This window comes from Actinosynnema sp. NPDC049800 (assembly GCF_040656635.1).
GTDB lineage: Bacteria > Actinomycetota > Actinomycetes > Mycobacteriales > Pseudonocardiaceae > Actinosynnema.
Map to the genome: position 1 here is coordinate 1 of NZ_JBFAMT010000036.1, position 16,959 is coordinate 16,959.

Below are 16,959 nucleotides of genomic sequence, written 5' to 3' on the forward strand. Positions count from 1 at the left end.
GCCGAGGGCTTTGTAGACCTCGGCTCCGCCGAGTGCGGCGACGCTGGCGGAGCGGGGGCCGAGGTTGGCGATGTGGGGGTTGTCCATGATGAACAGGCCGCGGGGGGCGACCATGGCGACGAGGGAGTGGGTGTCGATGGGGGCGGTGTTGGGGTTGTTGGTGTAGGGGCTGAAGGGGTCGCCGAACCAGGGTTGTTCGCCGTAGGCGCTGGCGAGGGTCTGGCCGCCTTCGGCGTTGACGCCGCGGTAGATGGGGACGCCGGCGGTGCCGGATTCGATGGGCATGGTCAGGGCGACGCGTTGGTCGAAGACGCCGGCGGCGAAGGCGCCCTTGCCGAAGCGGGAGCAGCCGGTGACGCCGATGTCGGCGCGCAGGACGGTGCCGCCGGACTGTTCGATGACGTCGATGATGCGGGACACGCCCCAGGCCCAGGCCATGAGCAGGCCGGTGGGGCTGGTGTTGCCGTAGAGGGTGTAGAAGGCGCCTTGTTTGTTGGTGCGGGGGGTGCCCTCGCGGCCGACGGAGTAGGGGTCGAAGCTGATGGTCGCGGCGCCGGCGGCGCGGATGGTGGCGGTGTCGCCGCCGAACCCGCCGTAGACGATCACCGCCGGGAAGGGGCCGGTGCCGGCGGGCAGTTGCACGCTCGCCGAGAAGCTGGAGCTGCGGCCGTTGTGCGAGACGTTCACCGTGACGCTGCTGCCGGACACGGTCCCGGTGACGGTGGCGGGCTTGGCCGGTTTGTCGCCGAACACGTGCCGCTCGGCCATCTCCCGGATCTCCGCCCGCCGGCACCGCCAGTCCGACCGCGACGAGATCCGCCGACCGTCGACCTTCGTGAACGGATCCGGCAACCGCGACGTCGACGGGTACGAGCCCGGCAGGCTCACGGGACAGTCGGCGCCCTCGTCCTCGACACCTGCCAACGCCACCACATCACCCGACGCCGCCGCGGTCGCGGTCGTCGACCGCGCCACCGCCGTCAACGTCCCGGCCAGCGCCAACGTCGCTATCGCCAACATGAGCACCGCCGCGCGGACTCTCAAGCGGCCTGAACTGATGATCACCAGGGCTCTCCTTTGAGACAGGGTGGTGGGCAACACGGACCGATGACCGAAACAGTGACCTAAAGTTTCGATCTGCTCCACGAAACATGTCAATGCTCCGGATGCCCGGATACCCCTGGTCAGTCTCAGTTGGCGATTGCCGCAAACCGCACAGACCTGCGCCTTACTTGACCGAGAAAGTCATCACCCAGGGGCGTGGAGCAGAAAGTTTCAATGCTCCACGCGGGGCCAATCCCGCCCAGGGCGACGGGTCCATCGACTCCGACTGCGGCTGACACCCGGCCCGGCACTGGCACGACACGGCCGGCGACACGACGAAGCGCCGGGTCCGCGTACTGGACTCCGGCGCTCACCACTCTCTTCGGCACCACAGCCCGTTGACTTGAGCGGTCCAGCAGCAGTTCACCCGATCGGACCATCGAGCCAGGCCTCGTGGCCCGTCCGCCCGGACGGGTTGACGCGTCCGACCGGGGGTATCCCGACAGCCCTGGCCGAACAGCCATCGGAGGCGCGATGGGCAGTCTGGCGGACGGCGCGGCCCCCACGCTCGGCGTCGAGGAGGAGTTCCTGCTGGTCGACGCACGGACGGGTCAGCCCGCGCCGCACGGCGCCGAGGTGGTGGACGCGGCCAGGCGGCGGTTCGGCGTCGAACTCGACGTCGAACTCACCGAAGCCCAGGTGGAGACCCGCACCCCGGTGTGCCACGACGTCGCCGACGTGCGCCGGCAGCTGCACGGCCTGCGGCTGGTCGCCGTCGAGACCGCCCAGGCCCTGGGCCACCGGCTGCTGGCGGTCGGCGTGCCGCCGGTGGGCGGACCGGTCGGCTCGACCACCGACCGCGACCGCTACCGCGGGCTCACCGAGGACTACCGGCAGCTCGCCGCCGAGCAGTCCATCTGCGGCTGCCACGTGCACGTCGCCGTGCCGGACCCGGAAACGGCCGTGCAGGTGTGCAACCACCTGCGGCCGTGGTTGCCGGTGCTCGGGGCGGTGACCGCGAACTCGCCCTTCGCCCACGGCGTCGACACCGGCTACGCGAGCTGGCGCGCGATGGTCTGGTCACGCTGGCCGAGCGCCGGTCCGCCGCCGTACTTCGAGTCGGCGGCGCACTACGAGTCCACCTGCGACATGCTGCTCGCCGCCGGCACGGCCCGGGACCGGCGGATGATCTACTGGGACGTCCGGCCCTCCGCCCACCTGCCGACCGTGGAAGTCCGGGTCGCCGACGTCGCGGCCACCGTGGACGAGGCCGTGCTGCTGGCGGCCCTGGTGCACGCCCTCGTCCGCACGGCGCTGGCCGACCTCCGGCGGGGGCTGCGGGCTTCGCCCGTGCCGACGGAGGTGTTGCGCGCCGCCACCTGGCGGGCCGCGCGCGACGGCATCACCGGACTGTCGCTGGACGTGCTGTCCGGCCGCCTCGTGCCCGCACGCCTGCTGCTCGACCGGCTCCTGCACCGCGTCGGCGACCAGCTCGACGACGCCGGTCTCGTGCGCGAACTGCTGTCCACCCTGGACCGGGACGGCGGCGGCGCGGACCGGCAGCGGCGCGCCTTCGCCCGTGCGGGACGGATGTCCGACGTGCTGGAGCAGCTGGCGCGCGACACCCTGTCCGGCTCGGAGACGTGGCCCGGCGGGCCGTTCCGGCTGACCGCGTGAGCTGACCGCATGAGCTGAGCACGTGAGCCGACCGCGTGATCAGCCGTCGGTCGGCCCCGCCCGGGCGAGGCGGAACAACGCGGTGCGGCCGGCGAGCAGGAAGACGCGAGCGGCCTGGACGTCGCCACCGGCGGCCTGGTCGCCGGCGTCGCGCAGGAAGCCCAGCGTGGCCGACACCGGGCCGTTCGGCGTCCGCGTCGCCAGTTCCTGCAGGCGATCCCGCACCGGGGCGGTGGCGGCGGCGAACCCGGCGAGCACGCGGACGATCTCCTGCCGGGCGTCGGCGTGGTGAGGATCCAGGCGCAGCACGGCCTGCACGGCCGCGTCCACCGCCACGCGCAGCACCGCCACCGGATCGTCCACCGGAACCTTTTCCTCTGTCACGGAAAGCAAGGGTAGATCACGATCCGTAGCGCGGCATGTGCTCAGCGCACCGGCCGGACACGATGTGTGCACGCCGGGGCGGCGGGGTACCCCACCGGGCCGAGGCCGCTGTGACCAGGCAGAGCGGCCGAGTGGCCTGGGGGGACGCTCACGTGACGTCATCGGAGAACGCGCTCGCCGCCAGAATCAGCGTCGACCTGACCACGCCGGTCCCGCCGCTGGCGCAGATCCGGCAGTGGCTGGCCACCGTCCTGTCCGAGCTGACCGAGGACTTGTTGCAGGACTTGATGTTGGTCTGCACGGAGCTGGTGTCCAACGCCTACGACCACGCGTGCGCGCCACGCAGGCTGCGCGTGCACCGAGCGCGTGATCGGGACGCCCTGCGGATCGAGGTGGACGACGGCAGCCCCGAGCACGTCCCGGTGGTCGGCACGTCGCGCCTCGGCGCGTTCCGCGGCCGGGGTCTGATCATGGTCGACCACCTGTCGAGGCGCCGCTGGGGCACGTACCTCGGCGCCGACGTCAAGACGGTGTGGGCCGAGCTGCCCCTGTCGTGACGTCAGGTCACCCGGAGGTTCCGCTGAGCGGACCGGGCGGCCAGGATCGGCAGGAAGTTGGGGAACTTGGCCTTGTCGGCGAGCCGCTGGTAGGCGTCGGACACGGCCGCGCGCACGACGTGGTAGTCGACCTTGCCGCCGAGCCGCCTGCTGACCTCCTCCGCGGCGTGGTCCAGCTGCGCTTCGACGTCGGCGCGCAGGGTGCGGGGGTCACGGACCAGGTGGCCTTCGAGCCGTTCAGCCGTCATGGCGTTCCTCCGTCGCGGCACGGTGGTGTTCACCCTACAACTCCGAATCGGCGAGGGGCCCGGTCGCGAAACCCGCGTCGGCGTCGGGAGTCATGCGTTCTGGTCATGGCAGCGGGTCTTGGACGCCGCCGCGCCCGCCGCGCCACGATCGCCGACCATGAGCGAGAGAACAGCTGACCGACTGACCCGTCGGACGGTGCTCGTCGGCGCGAGCGCCTCGATCGGCTCGGCGTTGGCGAGCGGGCAGGCGGCCGCGACGCCGGCGGCCGACCAGGACCCGATCGCGGTCACCGTCCAGATGGCCGTCCGGTTCGACCTGAAGCAGTGGGACCTGCTGCAGGAGGTGTTCGCCGCACGGGTGTGGGTCGACTACACCGGCCTGGTCGGCGGCGAACCCGGCGCGGTGGCCGCGACCGACTTGGTGGCGGGCCGGCGCGCGAACCTCGGCCACCTGTCGGCGACCCAGCACCTGCTCGGCAACCAGACCGCGCACGTCGAGGGCGCGCGGGCCACCGTCACCGCGGACTTCCAGGCCGCGCACCGGGACGGTCCGCTGGCGGGTGGCCGGCTCTACACGCTGGGCGGCCGGTACGACTACCGGCTCGTGCGCACCGGTCGCGGCCGGCGGATCGGCGCGGTGACCATGGTCCCCGTCTGGGAGCACGGCGACCGGACCGTCATCGGCCTGCCGGCGTGACGGTCGCCGTCAGAAGTCGTCGGTCGCGGTCAGCTCGTGCTCGAACGCGTCGGCGGCGGTGACCAGCAGCATCAGCGGGCGTTCGAACTCCTCCCGCACGCTGAGGTCCTCCAGCGGCACGGTGTGCTTGAGCAGCGCGACGTCGTCCACCACGGCGGCGCCGCCGACGGCCGACGTGCCCGCGAGCACGAGCAGCCGCTTCAGGTCGATCGCGTCGGCGCGGCCGACGGGCGAGGAGATCTCCACCCACGCCACGCCGTCCGACTCCGGCACGTGGTGCACGGAGACCTGCTGGGTCCGGCTCTCGCCGAGGTCGAGCCGGAAGCGCAGCCAGCTGTCGGTCTCCTCCAACACCTCGTAGCGCGTCCGGACGTAGTTGATCACGTCGATCCAGCTGGTCACCGTAGTTGCCCCTCGCCCCGCTCACGCCAAGCCGCCCGGTCGTCCCACACCGTAGCCGAACTCGACCGCGACGCCGGGGAACCGGGCGATACCGCCGCGGGCCGAACGGGATCGAGGCCGCGACCCGGTGGGCCGCGACCTCGATCCGTGCCGTGCGGACGTCGTTAACGCTGGGTGATGTCCGACGCGGAGTAGAAGCAGTTCTTGCCGTCCGCGCCCTCACCGATCTTCTTCGGCTCGGAGCCCTTCGGCACGCCCTGGTACTTCTCGCAGATCGTGGTGTCGCCGTACACGGTGATCCGGGTGAAGCGGGCCGTGTCGCCCCAGTTGGTGTTGATGCCGGCCAGCACGCTGGTGTTGCGCGCCGTCACGCCGTCCATCACCACGTGCCGCTGGTAGGACGTGGCGCAGTTGCCGCACGCCCGGTACAGCTTGCCCGCGCCGTCGACCTGGAAGTTGCGGATGGTCAACGTGCCCGCCCCGTTGTGCTGGAACACCTTGTCCGACGCCTTGCGCGCGCCGCCGCCGTCGATCAGGTAGGTCGCCGAGGAGCTGGAGGCCTTGAACGTCGCCGCGTCCTCGCCCACGTCGTTCCACCAGACGTTGCGGATGGTGCAGGAGCCCTCGCAGTGGATGCCGTCGCCGGCCGGGGCGTCGATGAACAGGTTCTCGATCGTGCCGCCGTTGGCCACCACGAACATCGGGTCCTGGCTCTCGCCCTGACCACCGTCGCCGATGCCGTAGTACTTCTTCATCCCACCGTTGAAGTACGTGCCCACGTTGCGCGTCGTGGTCTGGTGCACGCTGCCGGTGTCGCTCGGCCACGGGCCGCTGCCGTCGCCACCGCCGGGGTTGCCCGTGGTGGTGGTCGTCGTGGTCCTGGTGGTCGTGGAGGTCGACGTGGACGTCGGGCCGCCGCTCGTCGGCGTGAACGTCCACTGCTTGGTGGCCACGCTGTCGCAGGAGTTCTGCTGCACCGGCGCGCCGGCGGCGGTGGAGTTGTCCTTGGTGTTCATGCACTTGCCGCCGTTGGTGTTGACCACGCGGTAGTTGCTGCCGCTCGCGGTCAACGACCAGGTCTGGCTCGCGGCGCCCGTGCAGCTCTGCTGCTGGATCGCCTTGCCCGCGCTGGTCGACGCGTCCTGGACGCCGACGCACAGGCCGCTGGAGACCGACGTGATCCGGAAGCCGCCGCTGACCGCCGCCAACGTCCACTGCTGGCTGCCGGCGCTGCCGCACGACGCCTGCTGGAGCTGGACGCCACTGGCCGCGCTGGCGTTGGGCACGTCGAGGCACTGCCCGCTGCCCGCGTTCTTGATGGTGTAGGTGCCCGCCCCGACGGCCGCCTGCGCCGTCGTGGCGGTCGACCACATCGTGAAGGTGGCGGCCAGTGCCGTGGCCGCCGCCGCGGCGGCCAGACCCGTCCGCCATCGTGCGCCACGCGGTGGCGCGGGCCGCGTGGATCGACGGTGATCCGCTGTGCTCATGAACTACTCCACTTCTCACTTCACGGGACGCCGAGGTCGGCGGCCGGCCATTCGAAAGCACCGTTTCCCGCACTTGGACAAGCGTGGCGGCAATGAGGGAAACCGCTTTCCAGCGGGATGTTAGAGGCCACCCGTCGGCAGGTCAACGACGGTTTTCCCGAGGATTGGGCGCGCAGGTGTCGAATACCGTCGAACGCCGAGGTGATGGACGGTTCCGGCGCTCAACCCCACCGGTCCGTCAAATACGGGCGGTCATATTCGTGAACAGAATCGCCCGGCCCGGGTCACACTCGTGAACAAAAGGACAGGCAATGAACCAATAAGGAAATCAGCGCTCGCCTTCGCGCTCGGGCAGTTCCGCGCCGCACCGGTCGCACGCGGAAGACACCGGCCCCTCGGCCATCGAGCCGCACTCCGGGCACACGAGCGACAACCAGCACACGGGGTCCCCCGCCGGCTCCGGCACGCCGTTCTCGTCCGACTCCACCGTCGCTCCCGACCTGGTCCGACCCTAAACAGGAACCGAGAATACCGCTTTTGCTACCGTTGCCGACCATGCACCTCATCCGGTCCACGGACATCGCGCTGCGCGTGGTGATGCTCCTGGCGACCGACGGCGGTCGGCTCACCGTCGACCAGCTCGCCGACGCGCTGGACGTGCCGCGCCACCACATGGCCAAGGTCGTGCAGCGCTTGCAGCGGCACGGTTTCGCGACCACCGCGCGTGGCCGGACCGGAGGGGTCGGGGTGCCGGCCGCGACGCTGGACGCCTCGGTCGGCGCCGTCGTGCGCGCGTTGGAGGGCGACCGCGAGGTGGTGGACTGCGACGGACCCCCGTGCCCGTTGCGCGGCGGCTGCCACCTGCGCGGCGCGCTGCGCGCGGCCCAACTCGCGTTCCTCGCCGTGCTGGACGACGTGACCGTGCGGGCGCTGGTGAGCGAACCGGCCGGCCCCGTGCTGCTCGACCTGGTGCCGCGGCGTCCGGGCTCGACACCGTGACGGCGGCCAGGGACCTGACCGGCCGGGAGGACGCGCTGGCCGTGGTGACCGAGTTCTACCGGCGGGCGTTCGACGACGGGCTGCTCGGCCCGGTCTTCCGCGACGTGGCCCGGCTCGACCTCGCCACCCACCTGCCCGTGATCGCCGACTTCTGGGACACGGTGCTGTTCCGCGCCGGAACGTACCGCCGGAACCTGCTGCGCGTGCACCTCGACCTGCACGAGCGCTCCCCCTTGACGACGGCGCACTTCACCCGGTGGCTGGCGTTGTGGGCCGACACCGTCGACGAGCTGTTCGCGGGCGAGAAGGCGGACCTGGCGAAGTCGCAGGCGGAGCGGATCGCGTGGTCCATGATCCGCAGGCTGCGCCGCGAGGACGCGAGCGAGCTGGTCACCATCCGGCGGCGGGACGAGGTCGAGGAGCGCTGACGCGACCGGCGGTTACGGTGTGCTGTCGGCTCCGAACAGAGGTTTGCCCATGATCAGGTTGGACCGCCTGGTGAACGTGCTGGGTGGCTACGGCGTGCGGTTGGCGTGCTGCCCCGTGCCCCGGTCGACGCAGTTGCGCAGCGTGGTGATGCGCGAGGCCAGTGACGCGCGGGCGGTCGGCGGCGACGTGTTCCTGGCCGTCGGCGCCGAGTCGGTGGCCCAGGCCGTGGGGTGGGCGGTGGCGGCGAAGGCGGCCGTGGTGCTGCTGCACGGTGACGCCGAGCGCGAGGCGGCCACGATCGGCGCGGCGGAGGGCGTCGCGGTGATGCTGGTCGACCCGGCCGTGTCGTGGAGCCAGCTGGCCGGTGTGGTCTACGGGCTGGTGCTGGAGGGCCGGGAGACGGAGTCGGGCCGCGGGCCGACGGACCTGTTCGCGCTGGCCGACAGCCTCGCGGGCGCGGTCGGCGGCTCGGTGACCATCGAGGACCGGCTCTCCCACGTGCTGGCGTACTCCAGCTCGCAGCAGGGCGCCGACCCGGCCCGGCTGGAGACGATCCTGGGCCGCCAGGCGCCGCCGCGGCTGCGGGAGGCGTTCGAGCGGCGCGGCGTGTTCTCCTACCTCGCCGCTTACGACGAGCCGCTGTTCGTCGAGGCGGACCCGGAGCACGGCCTGACCGGGCGGATGGTCGTGGCCGTGCGGGCGGGCCGCGAGGTGCTGGGTTCGGTGTGGGTGACGTGCGGTGTGCCGTTGACCGGGGTCCGCTGCACGGCGCTGGCCGACGGCGCCCGCACGGTGGCGTTGCACCTGCTGCGCTCCCGGGCCAGCGCCGACCTGGAGCGCCAGGTGGAGTCCGACCTGGTGATCCGGCTGCTGGAGGGCACGGCGGACGCGGCGACGGTGGTCAGCAGGCTCGGGTTGCCGCAGGGGCCGTTGCGGGTCATCGCGGTCCGCGCGCACATCGCCGACGAGCGGCACGCCGCGCTGTTGCTGGCCTTCGAACGCGCCACGACCGGTTTCGGCTGGTCGCGGCCCGGCCGCAGCACGCTGTCGGGCAACACGCTCTACACCGTGCTGCCGGGCGAGCAGGTGACCGCGGCCCGCGAGTGGGTGGCCCTGCTGCGGGCCGCGCTGCCGGACCGGGTGACGGTGACCGCCGGTATCGGCGCGACCGCCGCGGCGGCCGACCTGCCCGCCAGCAGGCAGGAGGCCGACGAGTGCCTGGCGCTGCACGAGGCGCGCACGCCGGAGGCCGTGCCGCCCGCGTACGACGAGTCGTGGGACGACATCCTGCTGCAACGCCTGCGCGCCGCCGCACGGGCGGGCCGGACCCCGGCGCGGGGACCGGTCGCCGAGCTGCGCCGCCACGACGACGACCACGCCACCCACTACGTGCCGACCCTGCGCGCGTGGCTGGAGGCGCAGGGCGACCTCGCGCGAGCGGGCGAACGGCTCGGCGTGCACCCCAACACCATCCGCTACCGGCTGCGCAAGATGGTCGAGGTGACGCCGCTGGACCTGGACGACCCGCGCAAGCGGCTGGCGATGATCATCGACCTGGCCGCGACGGAGTAGCTGTCGGCTCCCGACAAGATCACGTGCTCGAATTGTCGGCAACCGACAACGGCCTGGTGGGGCGTCCGGGCGATGCTGGGTTCGACAGCAGTTCCGCTCGGGTGTGGAGGTGGTCATGGTCGACGTCGGGCGCAGTGCCGGCGGGCCGAGGTCCGCGGTCGTGGTCGGCGCGGGCATCGTCGGCCTGTCGACCGCGTGGTTCCTGCAGGAGCGCGGCGTCGAGGTGACCGTGGTGGACCGCACCGGGGTGGCCGCGGGCGCGTCGTGGGGCAACGCCGGGTGGCTCTCGCCGGGCCTGACGATCCCGCTCAACGAGCCGTCCGTGCTCCGCTACGGCCTGCGGTCGGTGCTGAACCCGACCGCGCCGCTGCACATCCCGCTGTCCGTCGACCCGGGCCTGTGGTCGTTCCTGGCGCGGTTCGCGGCGAACTGCCGGTGGTCGTCCTGGACGCGGGCGGTGCGCGCGAACCGGGCGCTCAACGCGGAGTGCGTCGAGGCGTTCGACGTGCTGACCGCCAACGGCGTCGAGGCGCCGACGATCGCCGCGCCGATCACCGCCGGGTTCGAGGACGACCGGCAGGCCGAGGGCCTGCGGCACGAGCTGCGGCGGATGGCCGACGCGGGCCAGCCGGTCGAGCACGCCGACCTCGATCGCGACGAGCTGCGCGAACTGGTGCCGCTGGCGTCGGGAGCCCTGACGACGGGCGTGCGGATCGACGGCCAGCGACACCTCGACCCCGGTGGTTTCGTGCACGCGCTGGCCCGGTCGGTGCAGGCGCGCGGTGCGGCGTTCCGCGTGCTGGAGACCGTCGACGTCCACTCCACCGGCAAGGGCGTCACGGTGCGCACCCGTGGCGGCGAGTCGCTGTCGGCCGACGTCGCGGTCGTCGCCACCGGCGCGTGGCTGTCCCGGCTCGCGGCCAGGTGGGGTGTGCGCGTCCCGGTGCGCGCGGGCCGCGGCTACTCGTTCACCGTGCCCGTCGACCGCCCGGTGCCCGGCCCCGTCTACCTGCCCGCCGCACGGGTGGCGTGCACGCCCTACCAGGGAGCGCTCCGGGTCGCGGGCACGATGGAGTTCCGGGACCCGGACGCGCCCGGTGTGGTGGCACGGCTGGAGGCGATCATCGCCTCGGTCCGCCCGCTGCTCGACGGCGTGCGCTGGGCGGAGCGCCGTGACGTGTGGGTCGGCCCGCGTCCGATCACCCCCGACGGTCGTCCGCTGATCGGCGAGGTGCTCGCCCGCGGTGTGTACGTCGCCGGCGGGCACGGCATGTGGGGCCTGGCCCACGGCCCGGTCACCGGCAGGCTGCTCGCCGACCAGATCACCACCGGCAAGCAGCCGGACGCGTTGCGCCCGTTCGACCCGCTGCGCTGAGCGCCCGCGTGGACGGCAACCGCGACCCGCTCTCCCCCGACGAGCGGGCCGAGCTGCACTGGCTGCGCGCCGAGAACGCGTTGCTGCGCGTGCAGCTCGACATCCTGACGCACGTCGCCACCGGCTACGCCCACGACGTCGACGCGATCCTCCGCCTGCGCGCGCACGGCTGATCGCCACGAGCCAACCACCCCGTCCGGGGAGCCGGCGCCGCTGCACCACCCGGCACCGCGGACACCCCGCCGTCAGGGCGGCCCACCCTCCCGCCGGCCGCCCTGACGGCACCCACCCACGAAGGCCACCATGACCGACACCGGCCGATCCGGCTGACACCGCACGCCCGCTAACGCCTCCGGACCGAACTGGCCGAGCCGCAGCGCGGCCGACGACGGCACCGCCGAACCAGGGCATGCACGGGCACGGCGCTCACCCGGCGAACGGCGCACCTACCGCGTGCCCGACGGCAGCACCATCGGCGTCACCCTGCTCGACGCCGTTCCTCCTCGACGCCGTTCCGGGTGGACGCCGGCGTTCCTCCGCACGCACCAGTGCCACCGGGCAGATGTCGTGCTCCGGCCGCACCGCTAAGTTGGTCGCATGCGCAGTTCGGGCCTTGTGCTGCACACCCGGGACCTGGGGCGTCACGACCACGTGTGCTGGTCGTACGACGACCGTGCGGACGTCGGCCTGCGCGTGGCCGAGTTCCTCCTCGACGGCCTCACGCGGGGGCAGCAGGTCCTGTACGTCGGCCACGGGGACGCCGAGGGACTGGTCGACGCGGTGCACCGGGTCGACGGGATCGAGGCGGCGTTGGCCACCGGCGCGGCGCGGGTCACCTCGCTGGACGCGCTCTACCCCGGTGGCGGGCTCGTCGACCCGGAAGTCCAGCTCCGGGCCTACTCGGCGGCCACCGAACAGGCCGTGGCGGCCGGGTACCGGGGGCTCCGGGTCGCCGCCGAGGCCACGCCGCTGGTGCGCGGCCGAGCCCAGCTGACCGCGTTCCTGCACTACGAGCACCTGGTCGACCAGTACATGGCCGGGCACCCGTTCTCCGCCCTGTGCGCCTACGACCGGACGCGGCTCAGCGAGCAGGCGCTGGAGCAGTTGGCCAGCGTGCACCCGAGCGCCAACCTGCCGGGTGTCGGGTTCCGGCTGCACGCCTCGGCCAGACCGGGCCACAGCGCCGAACTCAGCGGGGAGATCGACATGTTCAACCGGGAGGTGCTGGAGCAGGTGCTCGACCGGGCCCGCCCGCCCACGCGTGACGGGCGGCTCGTGCTCGACGGCTCCGATCTGACGTTCATCGACCACCGCGGCCTGATCGGCCTGGACGAGTACGCCCGCAGCCGGGGCACCACGCTGGTCCTGCGCACCGAGTTCCCCGGTGCGGCGCGGATCGCGGGCCTGCTCGACCTGCCCGGCGTCCGCGTGGAGCCGGTCCCGTGAACGCCACCGGCACCCGGCCGGATCCCCGGTTCGTCCACCCCGCCCTGTTCTACCGCTCCGACGCGGAGTACCTGGCGGCCCTCGTCCCGTTCGTCACCGAGGGCCTGGCCCGCGAGCAACCGGTCGCGGTGGCCGTCCCCGGCGAGCGGCTGGACCTGCTGCGCGACGCCTTGGGCGACACCGCCCGCCACGTGACGATGCTCGACATGGCCGAGGAGGGCCGCAACCCCGGCCGGATCATCGCCAGGGTGCTGCGCGGGTTCGCCGACGCCCGGGTCGGCGGCCACGTGCGCATCGTCGGCGAGCCGATCTGGGCGAGCCGGTCGGATGCGGAGTACCCCGCGTGCGCGCAGCACGAAGCGCTGATCAACGCCGCGTTCACCGGCCGTGACGTCACGATCCTCTGCCCTTACGACACCTCCGCGCTGGACGCCACGGCGATCGCGGACGCGAGGCAGACCCACCCGGTGGTCTGGGAGGCCGACCGGCGGTACGCCAGCGACCAGTACGCCCCGGACCGCGTGGTCGCCCGCTACAACGCGCCGCTGCCCGACGCCGCCGACCGCGCATTCCCGGTCAGCCGACCCGCCGACGTGTCCCCGGCCCGCCGGTTCGCCGCGGATCGCGCCCGCCGGGCCGGCCTGCCCGAGGAACGGCTGGCCGACCTCGAACTCATCGCGGGCGAACTCGTCACCAACAGCCTCCAGCACACCTCCGGCCCGTGCCGTCTCGGCGTCTGGGCCGAGGACGGCCACCTGGTGTGCGAGGTCCGCGACGGCGGCCGGCTGACCGACCCGCTCGCCGGCCGTCGGCCACCGGAGGCCGGTCGGGCGTCCGGGCTCGGCCTGCTGCTCGTCAACGACCTCGCCGACCTCGTGCGCGTCCACACCAGCGCGGACGGCACCACCGTGCGCGTGCTGCTGCGCCTGCGGTAGTGGTCAGCCGCTTGTCGGCTGACACCCGGCCGGCGACGGATTATCGTCTGGTGCCGTGCGCCCCGCGTCCCGCGGGACGCCGACAACGGAAGACGTGCGGCCTGTGGACTGGTTCCTGGACAGACACGACCGGCGGGTGCCATCCGCACTGCGCCGCGACATCCGGGACTACCTGGCCCGGCACGCGGAGGCCGGACCCGATCAGCTCGCCGACGCCGAGCTGATCGCGCAGGAGATGCTGGCCAACGCCATCGACCACAGCGACGGCCCGATCTGGGTGTCGTTGGAGTGGTCCCAGGCCCACCCGGTGCTGACCGTGCGGGACATGGGCGCCACCTTCGCCCTGCCCGACCACGTCCCGGACACCGCGCAGCCCCGCGGCCGCGGGCTCTGGCTGATCTCCCAGCTCGCGCCGGAGTTCACCGTCGCCGCACGCCGGGTCGGCAAGGCCGTCGAATCCGTCCTGCCGGTCACCCGCCCGGTCGAACCGCTCGACCCGCCCCGGCACACCGTCAACCCGCTGCCGCACCTGTCCGAAGCCGGTCCGAGCGGTGGCTTCGGCCGGGAGAGCTTCCTGCGCGCGTTGGTCGTCCAGCTCGCCAACGCCGTCGAGGCGCAGCAGGGACCGGAGGCCGCGCAACGCGCCATCGCCCAGGTCGCCGTGGACATCGGCGGCCAGGTGGAGCTGGAGTTCCGGCAGGCCACCGGCACCACCGACGCCTCGCTGTCGGCGCAGCGGATCGCCGACTGCGTGATCCGGCTCAAGGCCGCGATCGGTGGGACCTTCCGCGTGGTCGACGTGACCGACGAGCGGATCGTGCTGGTCAACGGTCAGTGCCCGTTCGGCCCCGAGGTGCGGCAGTCGCCGTCGCTGTGCCGCATGACCACCGCCGTGTTCGGCGGGATCGCCGCCCGCAACGCCGGCCGCGCCGCCGTCACGCTCGAAGAGCGCATCGCGGTGGGCGACCCCGGCTGCCGGGTCGTGATCCACCTGGGCGACTCGGCGGCCACCGCTTCCCGGGCCCACCACTACACGGCCGCGCCGCCGTTCACAGCAGGGCGTTGAGCAGCACGGTCAGCAGCACCGACACCAGGATCGACACCACGAGCATCGTCAGGCAACCGGCACGACCGCCCAGGAACTCCACCCTGGTGTTGCCGAAGCGCATGGCCACCCTCCCGTCGGTCGAGCCGGTCGGCCCGGCTCACCGCCCAGGCGTACGGCGATCGCGTGCTTCCCGCGGTCACCCGATCCGGCGAGTGACGGGGCCCATCACTCGGTGACGCACGAGATCCAGTACTTGCCGCCCTCGTGGTGCACGCCGTGCGTCTCGCTCGCGAAACCCGGGAACCGCCGGTCGAACGCCTCCAGCACGCGCAGGTACCGGGGCAGCGGGCCGTCGGGTGAGCCGACGCGCTCGCCGGGCACCAGCACCGGGATCCCGGGCGGCGTGGTGGTGACCTGGGTGGCCACCACCCGGTCGGCCAGGTCGTCCAGGCCGACCAGCTCGGTCTCGCCGCGGATGAAGCGCTGGTAGGCCTCGGCCGGCGTCATCACCGCCGTGGGCGGCGTGGGGCTGGTGAACGCCTCGTTCAGCAGCTGCACGACCTTGGTGTCGGCGAGGCTGTGGTGCATCTCGTCGCACAGCTGCGGCAACGTCAGCCGCCCGTACCGCTCGGGGTGCGCCTTCACCAGGTCCGGCAGCACCTCGCCCAGCGGCGCCTGCTCGTCGTGCAGCTGCTTGAAGTCGGTGAGCGCGTCGAGCAGCGTGCCCCACTTGCCCTTCGTGATGCCCATGGAGAACAGCACGAGGAACGTGTAGACGTCGGTCTTCTCCACCACGATCCGGCGGGTCTCCAGGTACGCCGTGACGACCCGGGCCGGGATGCCGAACGCCGACACGTCGCCCAACGCGTCCACACCTGGGCAGGTGATCGTCACCTTGACCGGGTCGAGCAGGCAGAAGCCGGGTTCGAGGTCGCGGAAGCCGTGCCAAGCGGCGTCGGGCTCCAACGTCCAGCAGCCCGGTTCGGTGCGCAGCAGGTCGAGCGGCGCCCGGTCGAACGGCACCCGCTCGCCGGTGGCCGGGTCGGCGACGTCGGTCGGCTGCCAGACGCCGAAGAACCACGGCGGCCGGTCGCCCGCGTCGGCCAGCCGCCTGCCGAGCCGGATCATGGCCTGCCGGAACCGGATCGCCTCGGTGATCGCCTCGGTGGTCAGCCAGTTCCCGGCCGGGCCGTCCATCATGCCCGCCGCGACGTCGCAGGACGCGATCATCGGGTACAGCGGCGACGTGGTGCCGTGCATCATGTACGTCTCGTTGAACCGGGACCGGTCGAACGGCGCCTTGCCGCCGGACTTCACGTGCACCATCGCCGACTGGGACAGCGCGGCCAGCAGCTTGTGCGAGGAGTGCGTGGCGAACACGGTGGGCCGCTGCGCGTCCGGCAGCCCGTCGCCGTCGACCGCCATCCCGTAGCGGCGCGCGTAGAGCGGGTTGAACCGGCCGTAGGCGAACCACGCCTCGTCGAAGTGCAGGGTCCTGGTCGACGCGCCGAGCAGCTCGTTCACCCGCACGGTGTCGTAGCAGAGCCCGTCGTAGGTGGAGTTCGTGACGACCGCGTACGCCGCGTCCCGGCTCACCGCGCCCTGGGCGATCGGCGTGCGTTCGACCTGCGCGCGCACCGCCTCGGCGGTCAACCGCTCCGGCGGGATGGGCCCGGTGATCCCGTAGCCGTTGCGCGTGGGCACGAGGTAGACCGGGCGCGCGCCGGTGAGCGTGACGCCGTGGTTGATCGCCTTGTGGCAGTTGCGGTCCAGCAGGGTGATCTCGTCGTTGGCCACCGCGCTGTGGATGATCATCCGGTTCGACGTGGACGTGCCGTGCAGCACGAAGTAGGTCTCGTCGGCGCCGAAGATGCGGGCGGCGTTGCGCTCGGCCTCGCCGACCGGGCCGGTGTGCTCGAACAGCGAGCCGAGCTCGCCGACCGACACCGAGATGTCGGTGCGGAACAGCCGTTCGCCGAAGTAGTCGAAGAACGCCCGCCCGACCGGCGACTTGAGGAACGCGATGCCGCCCGCGTGCGCCGGCGTGTGCCACGAGTACGGGTGCGTGTCGTCGAACCGGCACAGCTCGCGGAAGAACGGCGGCAGGATGTGGTCGAGGTACGTGCGCGCGGCGAAGTCGATCCGGCCCGCGATGAAGTCCGGCGTGTCCTCCAGCAGCCAGATCCAGCCGTTGATCACCTCGGAGACCCACAGCGGCGTCTCGTCGCTGTAGTCGCCGGTGGTCAGCAGGAACACGGGCAGCCGCGAGGAGAACCGGTCCAGCAGCATCCGCAGCACGCCGCCCTCGACGGCCGGGCCCGTGTCGGGTGGCCGGAGGGTGGCGCCGGCCAGCTCCCAGCTCACGACGGCGGCGGCGAGGTCGGCCTGCGCGGTGATCGCGGCGGCGGCGTCGGTCGCGGAGTGCACGACCATCACGTCGTGCCCGCACTCGCGCAGGTGGGCGCAGACCTGCTCCACCTTCGCCGCCGGCACGGTGTTGTCCTCCGCCGCCCGTTCGGTGGCGATGAGGATGGTTGACCCGGTCATGACGATCATCAGCTCTCTACGCGCGGGGGATCTGCCGAGCGTAGGAAGCGGCGGAGTGGGGCGACGGCTCCGTCACCGGAACGTGGCGGAGCGTCACCCTGCAGTGGGAGAG

18 protein-coding genes are annotated in these 16,959 nt (G+C 72.6%); 11 read left to right on the forward strand and 7 right to left on the reverse strand.

The annotated features are described in order from the left end of the window. Positions 1–1,065: glucuronyl esterase domain-containing protein (locus AB0I91_RS30630; RefSeq protein ID WP_499640068.1), on the reverse strand; the 1,065-nt coding region annotated here is incomplete at its 3' end. A gap of 513 nt (positions 1,066–1,578) precedes the next feature. Between AB0I91_RS30630 and AB0I91_RS30635 the strand changes: the two genes are divergently transcribed. Next, positions 1,579–2,721 carry a carboxylate-amine ligase gene (locus AB0I91_RS30635; protein WP_499614421.1) on the forward strand — a complete coding sequence of 381 codons (1,143 nt, stop codon included), beginning with the start codon at positions 1,579–1,581 and terminating at the stop codon, positions 2,719–2,721. Between the two features lie 39 nt (positions 2,722–2,760). Here the strand turns inward: AB0I91_RS30635 and AB0I91_RS30640 are convergent, their stop codons facing one another. Further along, positions 2,761–3,105 carry a hypothetical protein gene (locus AB0I91_RS30640; RefSeq protein ID WP_498784495.1) on the reverse strand — a complete coding sequence of 115 codons (345 nt, stop codon included), beginning with the start codon at positions 3,103–3,105 and terminating at the stop codon, positions 2,761–2,763. A 152-nt stretch (positions 3,106–3,257) separates the two neighbouring features. On the opposite strand from AB0I91_RS30640, the gene AB0I91_RS30645 reads away from it, so the two are divergent. Further along, a complete protein-coding gene (locus AB0I91_RS30645; RefSeq protein ID WP_499640070.1) occupies positions 3,258–3,662 on the forward strand; it encodes an ATP-binding protein in 405 nt (134 codons plus the stop codon). A 2-nt stretch (positions 3,663–3,664) separates the two neighbouring features. Here the strand turns inward: AB0I91_RS30645 and AB0I91_RS30650 are convergent, their stop codons facing one another. Then, positions 3,665–3,910 carry a three-helix bundle dimerization domain-containing protein gene (locus AB0I91_RS30650; RefSeq protein WP_499614427.1) on the reverse strand — a complete coding sequence of 82 codons (246 nt, stop codon included), beginning with the start codon at positions 3,908–3,910 and terminating at the stop codon, positions 3,665–3,667. A gap of 157 nt (positions 3,911–4,067) precedes the next feature. On the opposite strand from AB0I91_RS30650, the gene AB0I91_RS30655 reads away from it, so the two are divergent. After that, on the forward strand, positions 4,068–4,607 hold the full coding sequence (locus AB0I91_RS30655; protein WP_499640072.1) for a nuclear transport factor 2 family protein: 540 nt from the start codon (positions 4,068–4,070) through the stop codon (positions 4,605–4,607). Positions 4,608–4,616: 9 nt separating this feature from the next. Here the strand turns inward: AB0I91_RS30655 and AB0I91_RS30660 are convergent, their stop codons facing one another. From AB0I91_RS30660 to AB0I91_RS30670, 3 genes are all read right to left on the reverse strand, one after another. Next, positions 4,617–5,009 (reverse strand): hypothetical protein, encoded by a 393-nt coding sequence (locus AB0I91_RS30660; protein ID WP_498784503.1) that lies wholly within the window; start codon positions 5,007–5,009, stop codon positions 4,617–4,619. A gap of 164 nt (positions 5,010–5,173) precedes the next feature. After that, complete coding sequence (locus AB0I91_RS30665; RefSeq protein WP_499640074.1) at positions 5,174–6,496, reverse strand: pectate lyase; 1,323 nt, start codon at positions 6,494–6,496, stop codon at positions 5,174–5,176. A gap of 328 nt (positions 6,497–6,824) precedes the next feature. After that, positions 6,825–6,983, reverse strand: a complete 159-nt coding sequence (locus tag AB0I91_RS30670) for a hypothetical protein (RefSeq protein ID WP_498784507.1) — start codon at positions 6,981–6,983, stop codon at positions 6,825–6,827. 68 nt (positions 6,984–7,051) lie between these two features. On the opposite strand from AB0I91_RS30670, the gene AB0I91_RS30675 reads away from it, so the two are divergent. From AB0I91_RS30675 to AB0I91_RS30710, 8 genes are all read left to right on the forward strand, one after another. Beyond that, positions 7,052–7,495 (forward strand): RrF2 family transcriptional regulator, encoded by a 444-nt coding sequence (locus AB0I91_RS30675; protein ID WP_498784509.1) that lies wholly within the window; start codon positions 7,052–7,054, stop codon positions 7,493–7,495. Then, positions 7,492–7,923, forward strand: a complete 432-nt coding sequence (locus AB0I91_RS30680) for a group III truncated hemoglobin (protein WP_498784511.1) — start codon at positions 7,492–7,494, stop codon at positions 7,921–7,923. Before AB0I91_RS30675 ends, AB0I91_RS30680 begins: the two co-directional genes overlap by 4 nt. A gap of 49 nt (positions 7,924–7,972) precedes the next feature. Further along, positions 7,973–9,496 (forward strand): PucR family transcriptional regulator, encoded by a 1,524-nt coding sequence (locus tag AB0I91_RS30685; RefSeq protein ID WP_498784513.1) that lies wholly within the window; start codon positions 7,973–7,975, stop codon positions 9,494–9,496. A 115-nt stretch (positions 9,497–9,611) separates the two neighbouring features. Next, on the forward strand, positions 9,612–10,871 hold the full coding sequence (locus tag AB0I91_RS30690) for an NAD(P)/FAD-dependent oxidoreductase (RefSeq protein ID WP_499614436.1): 1,260 nt from the start codon (positions 9,612–9,614) through the stop codon (positions 10,869–10,871). A gap of 8 nt (positions 10,872–10,879) precedes the next feature. Continuing rightward, a complete protein-coding gene (locus tag AB0I91_RS30695) occupies positions 10,880–11,044 on the forward strand; it encodes a hypothetical protein (protein ID WP_498784518.1) in 165 nt (54 codons plus the stop codon). A 424-nt stretch (positions 11,045–11,468) separates the two neighbouring features. Next, a complete protein-coding gene (locus tag AB0I91_RS30700; RefSeq protein WP_498784521.1) occupies positions 11,469–12,317 on the forward strand; it encodes an MEDS domain-containing protein in 849 nt (282 codons plus the stop codon). Continuing rightward, a complete protein-coding gene (locus tag AB0I91_RS30705) occupies positions 12,314–13,252 on the forward strand; it encodes an anti-sigma factor RsbA family regulatory protein (RefSeq protein WP_499640076.1) in 939 nt (312 codons plus the stop codon). The genes AB0I91_RS30700 and AB0I91_RS30705 overlap by 4 nt, the downstream gene beginning before the upstream one ends. Positions 13,253–13,388: 136 nt before the next feature. Further along, positions 13,389–14,318 (forward strand): methanogen output domain 1-containing protein, encoded by a 930-nt coding sequence (locus tag AB0I91_RS30710; protein WP_499640078.1) that lies wholly within the window; start codon positions 13,389–13,391, stop codon positions 14,316–14,318. A gap of 207 nt (positions 14,319–14,525) precedes the next feature. On the opposite strand, the gene AB0I91_RS30715 is transcribed toward AB0I91_RS30710, so the two are convergent. Beyond that, complete coding sequence (locus AB0I91_RS30715; RefSeq protein WP_498784527.1) at positions 14,526–16,847, reverse strand: Orn/Lys/Arg family decarboxylase; 2,322 nt, start codon at positions 16,845–16,847, stop codon at positions 14,526–14,528. Between the last annotated feature and the right edge of the window lie 112 nt (positions 16,848–16,959).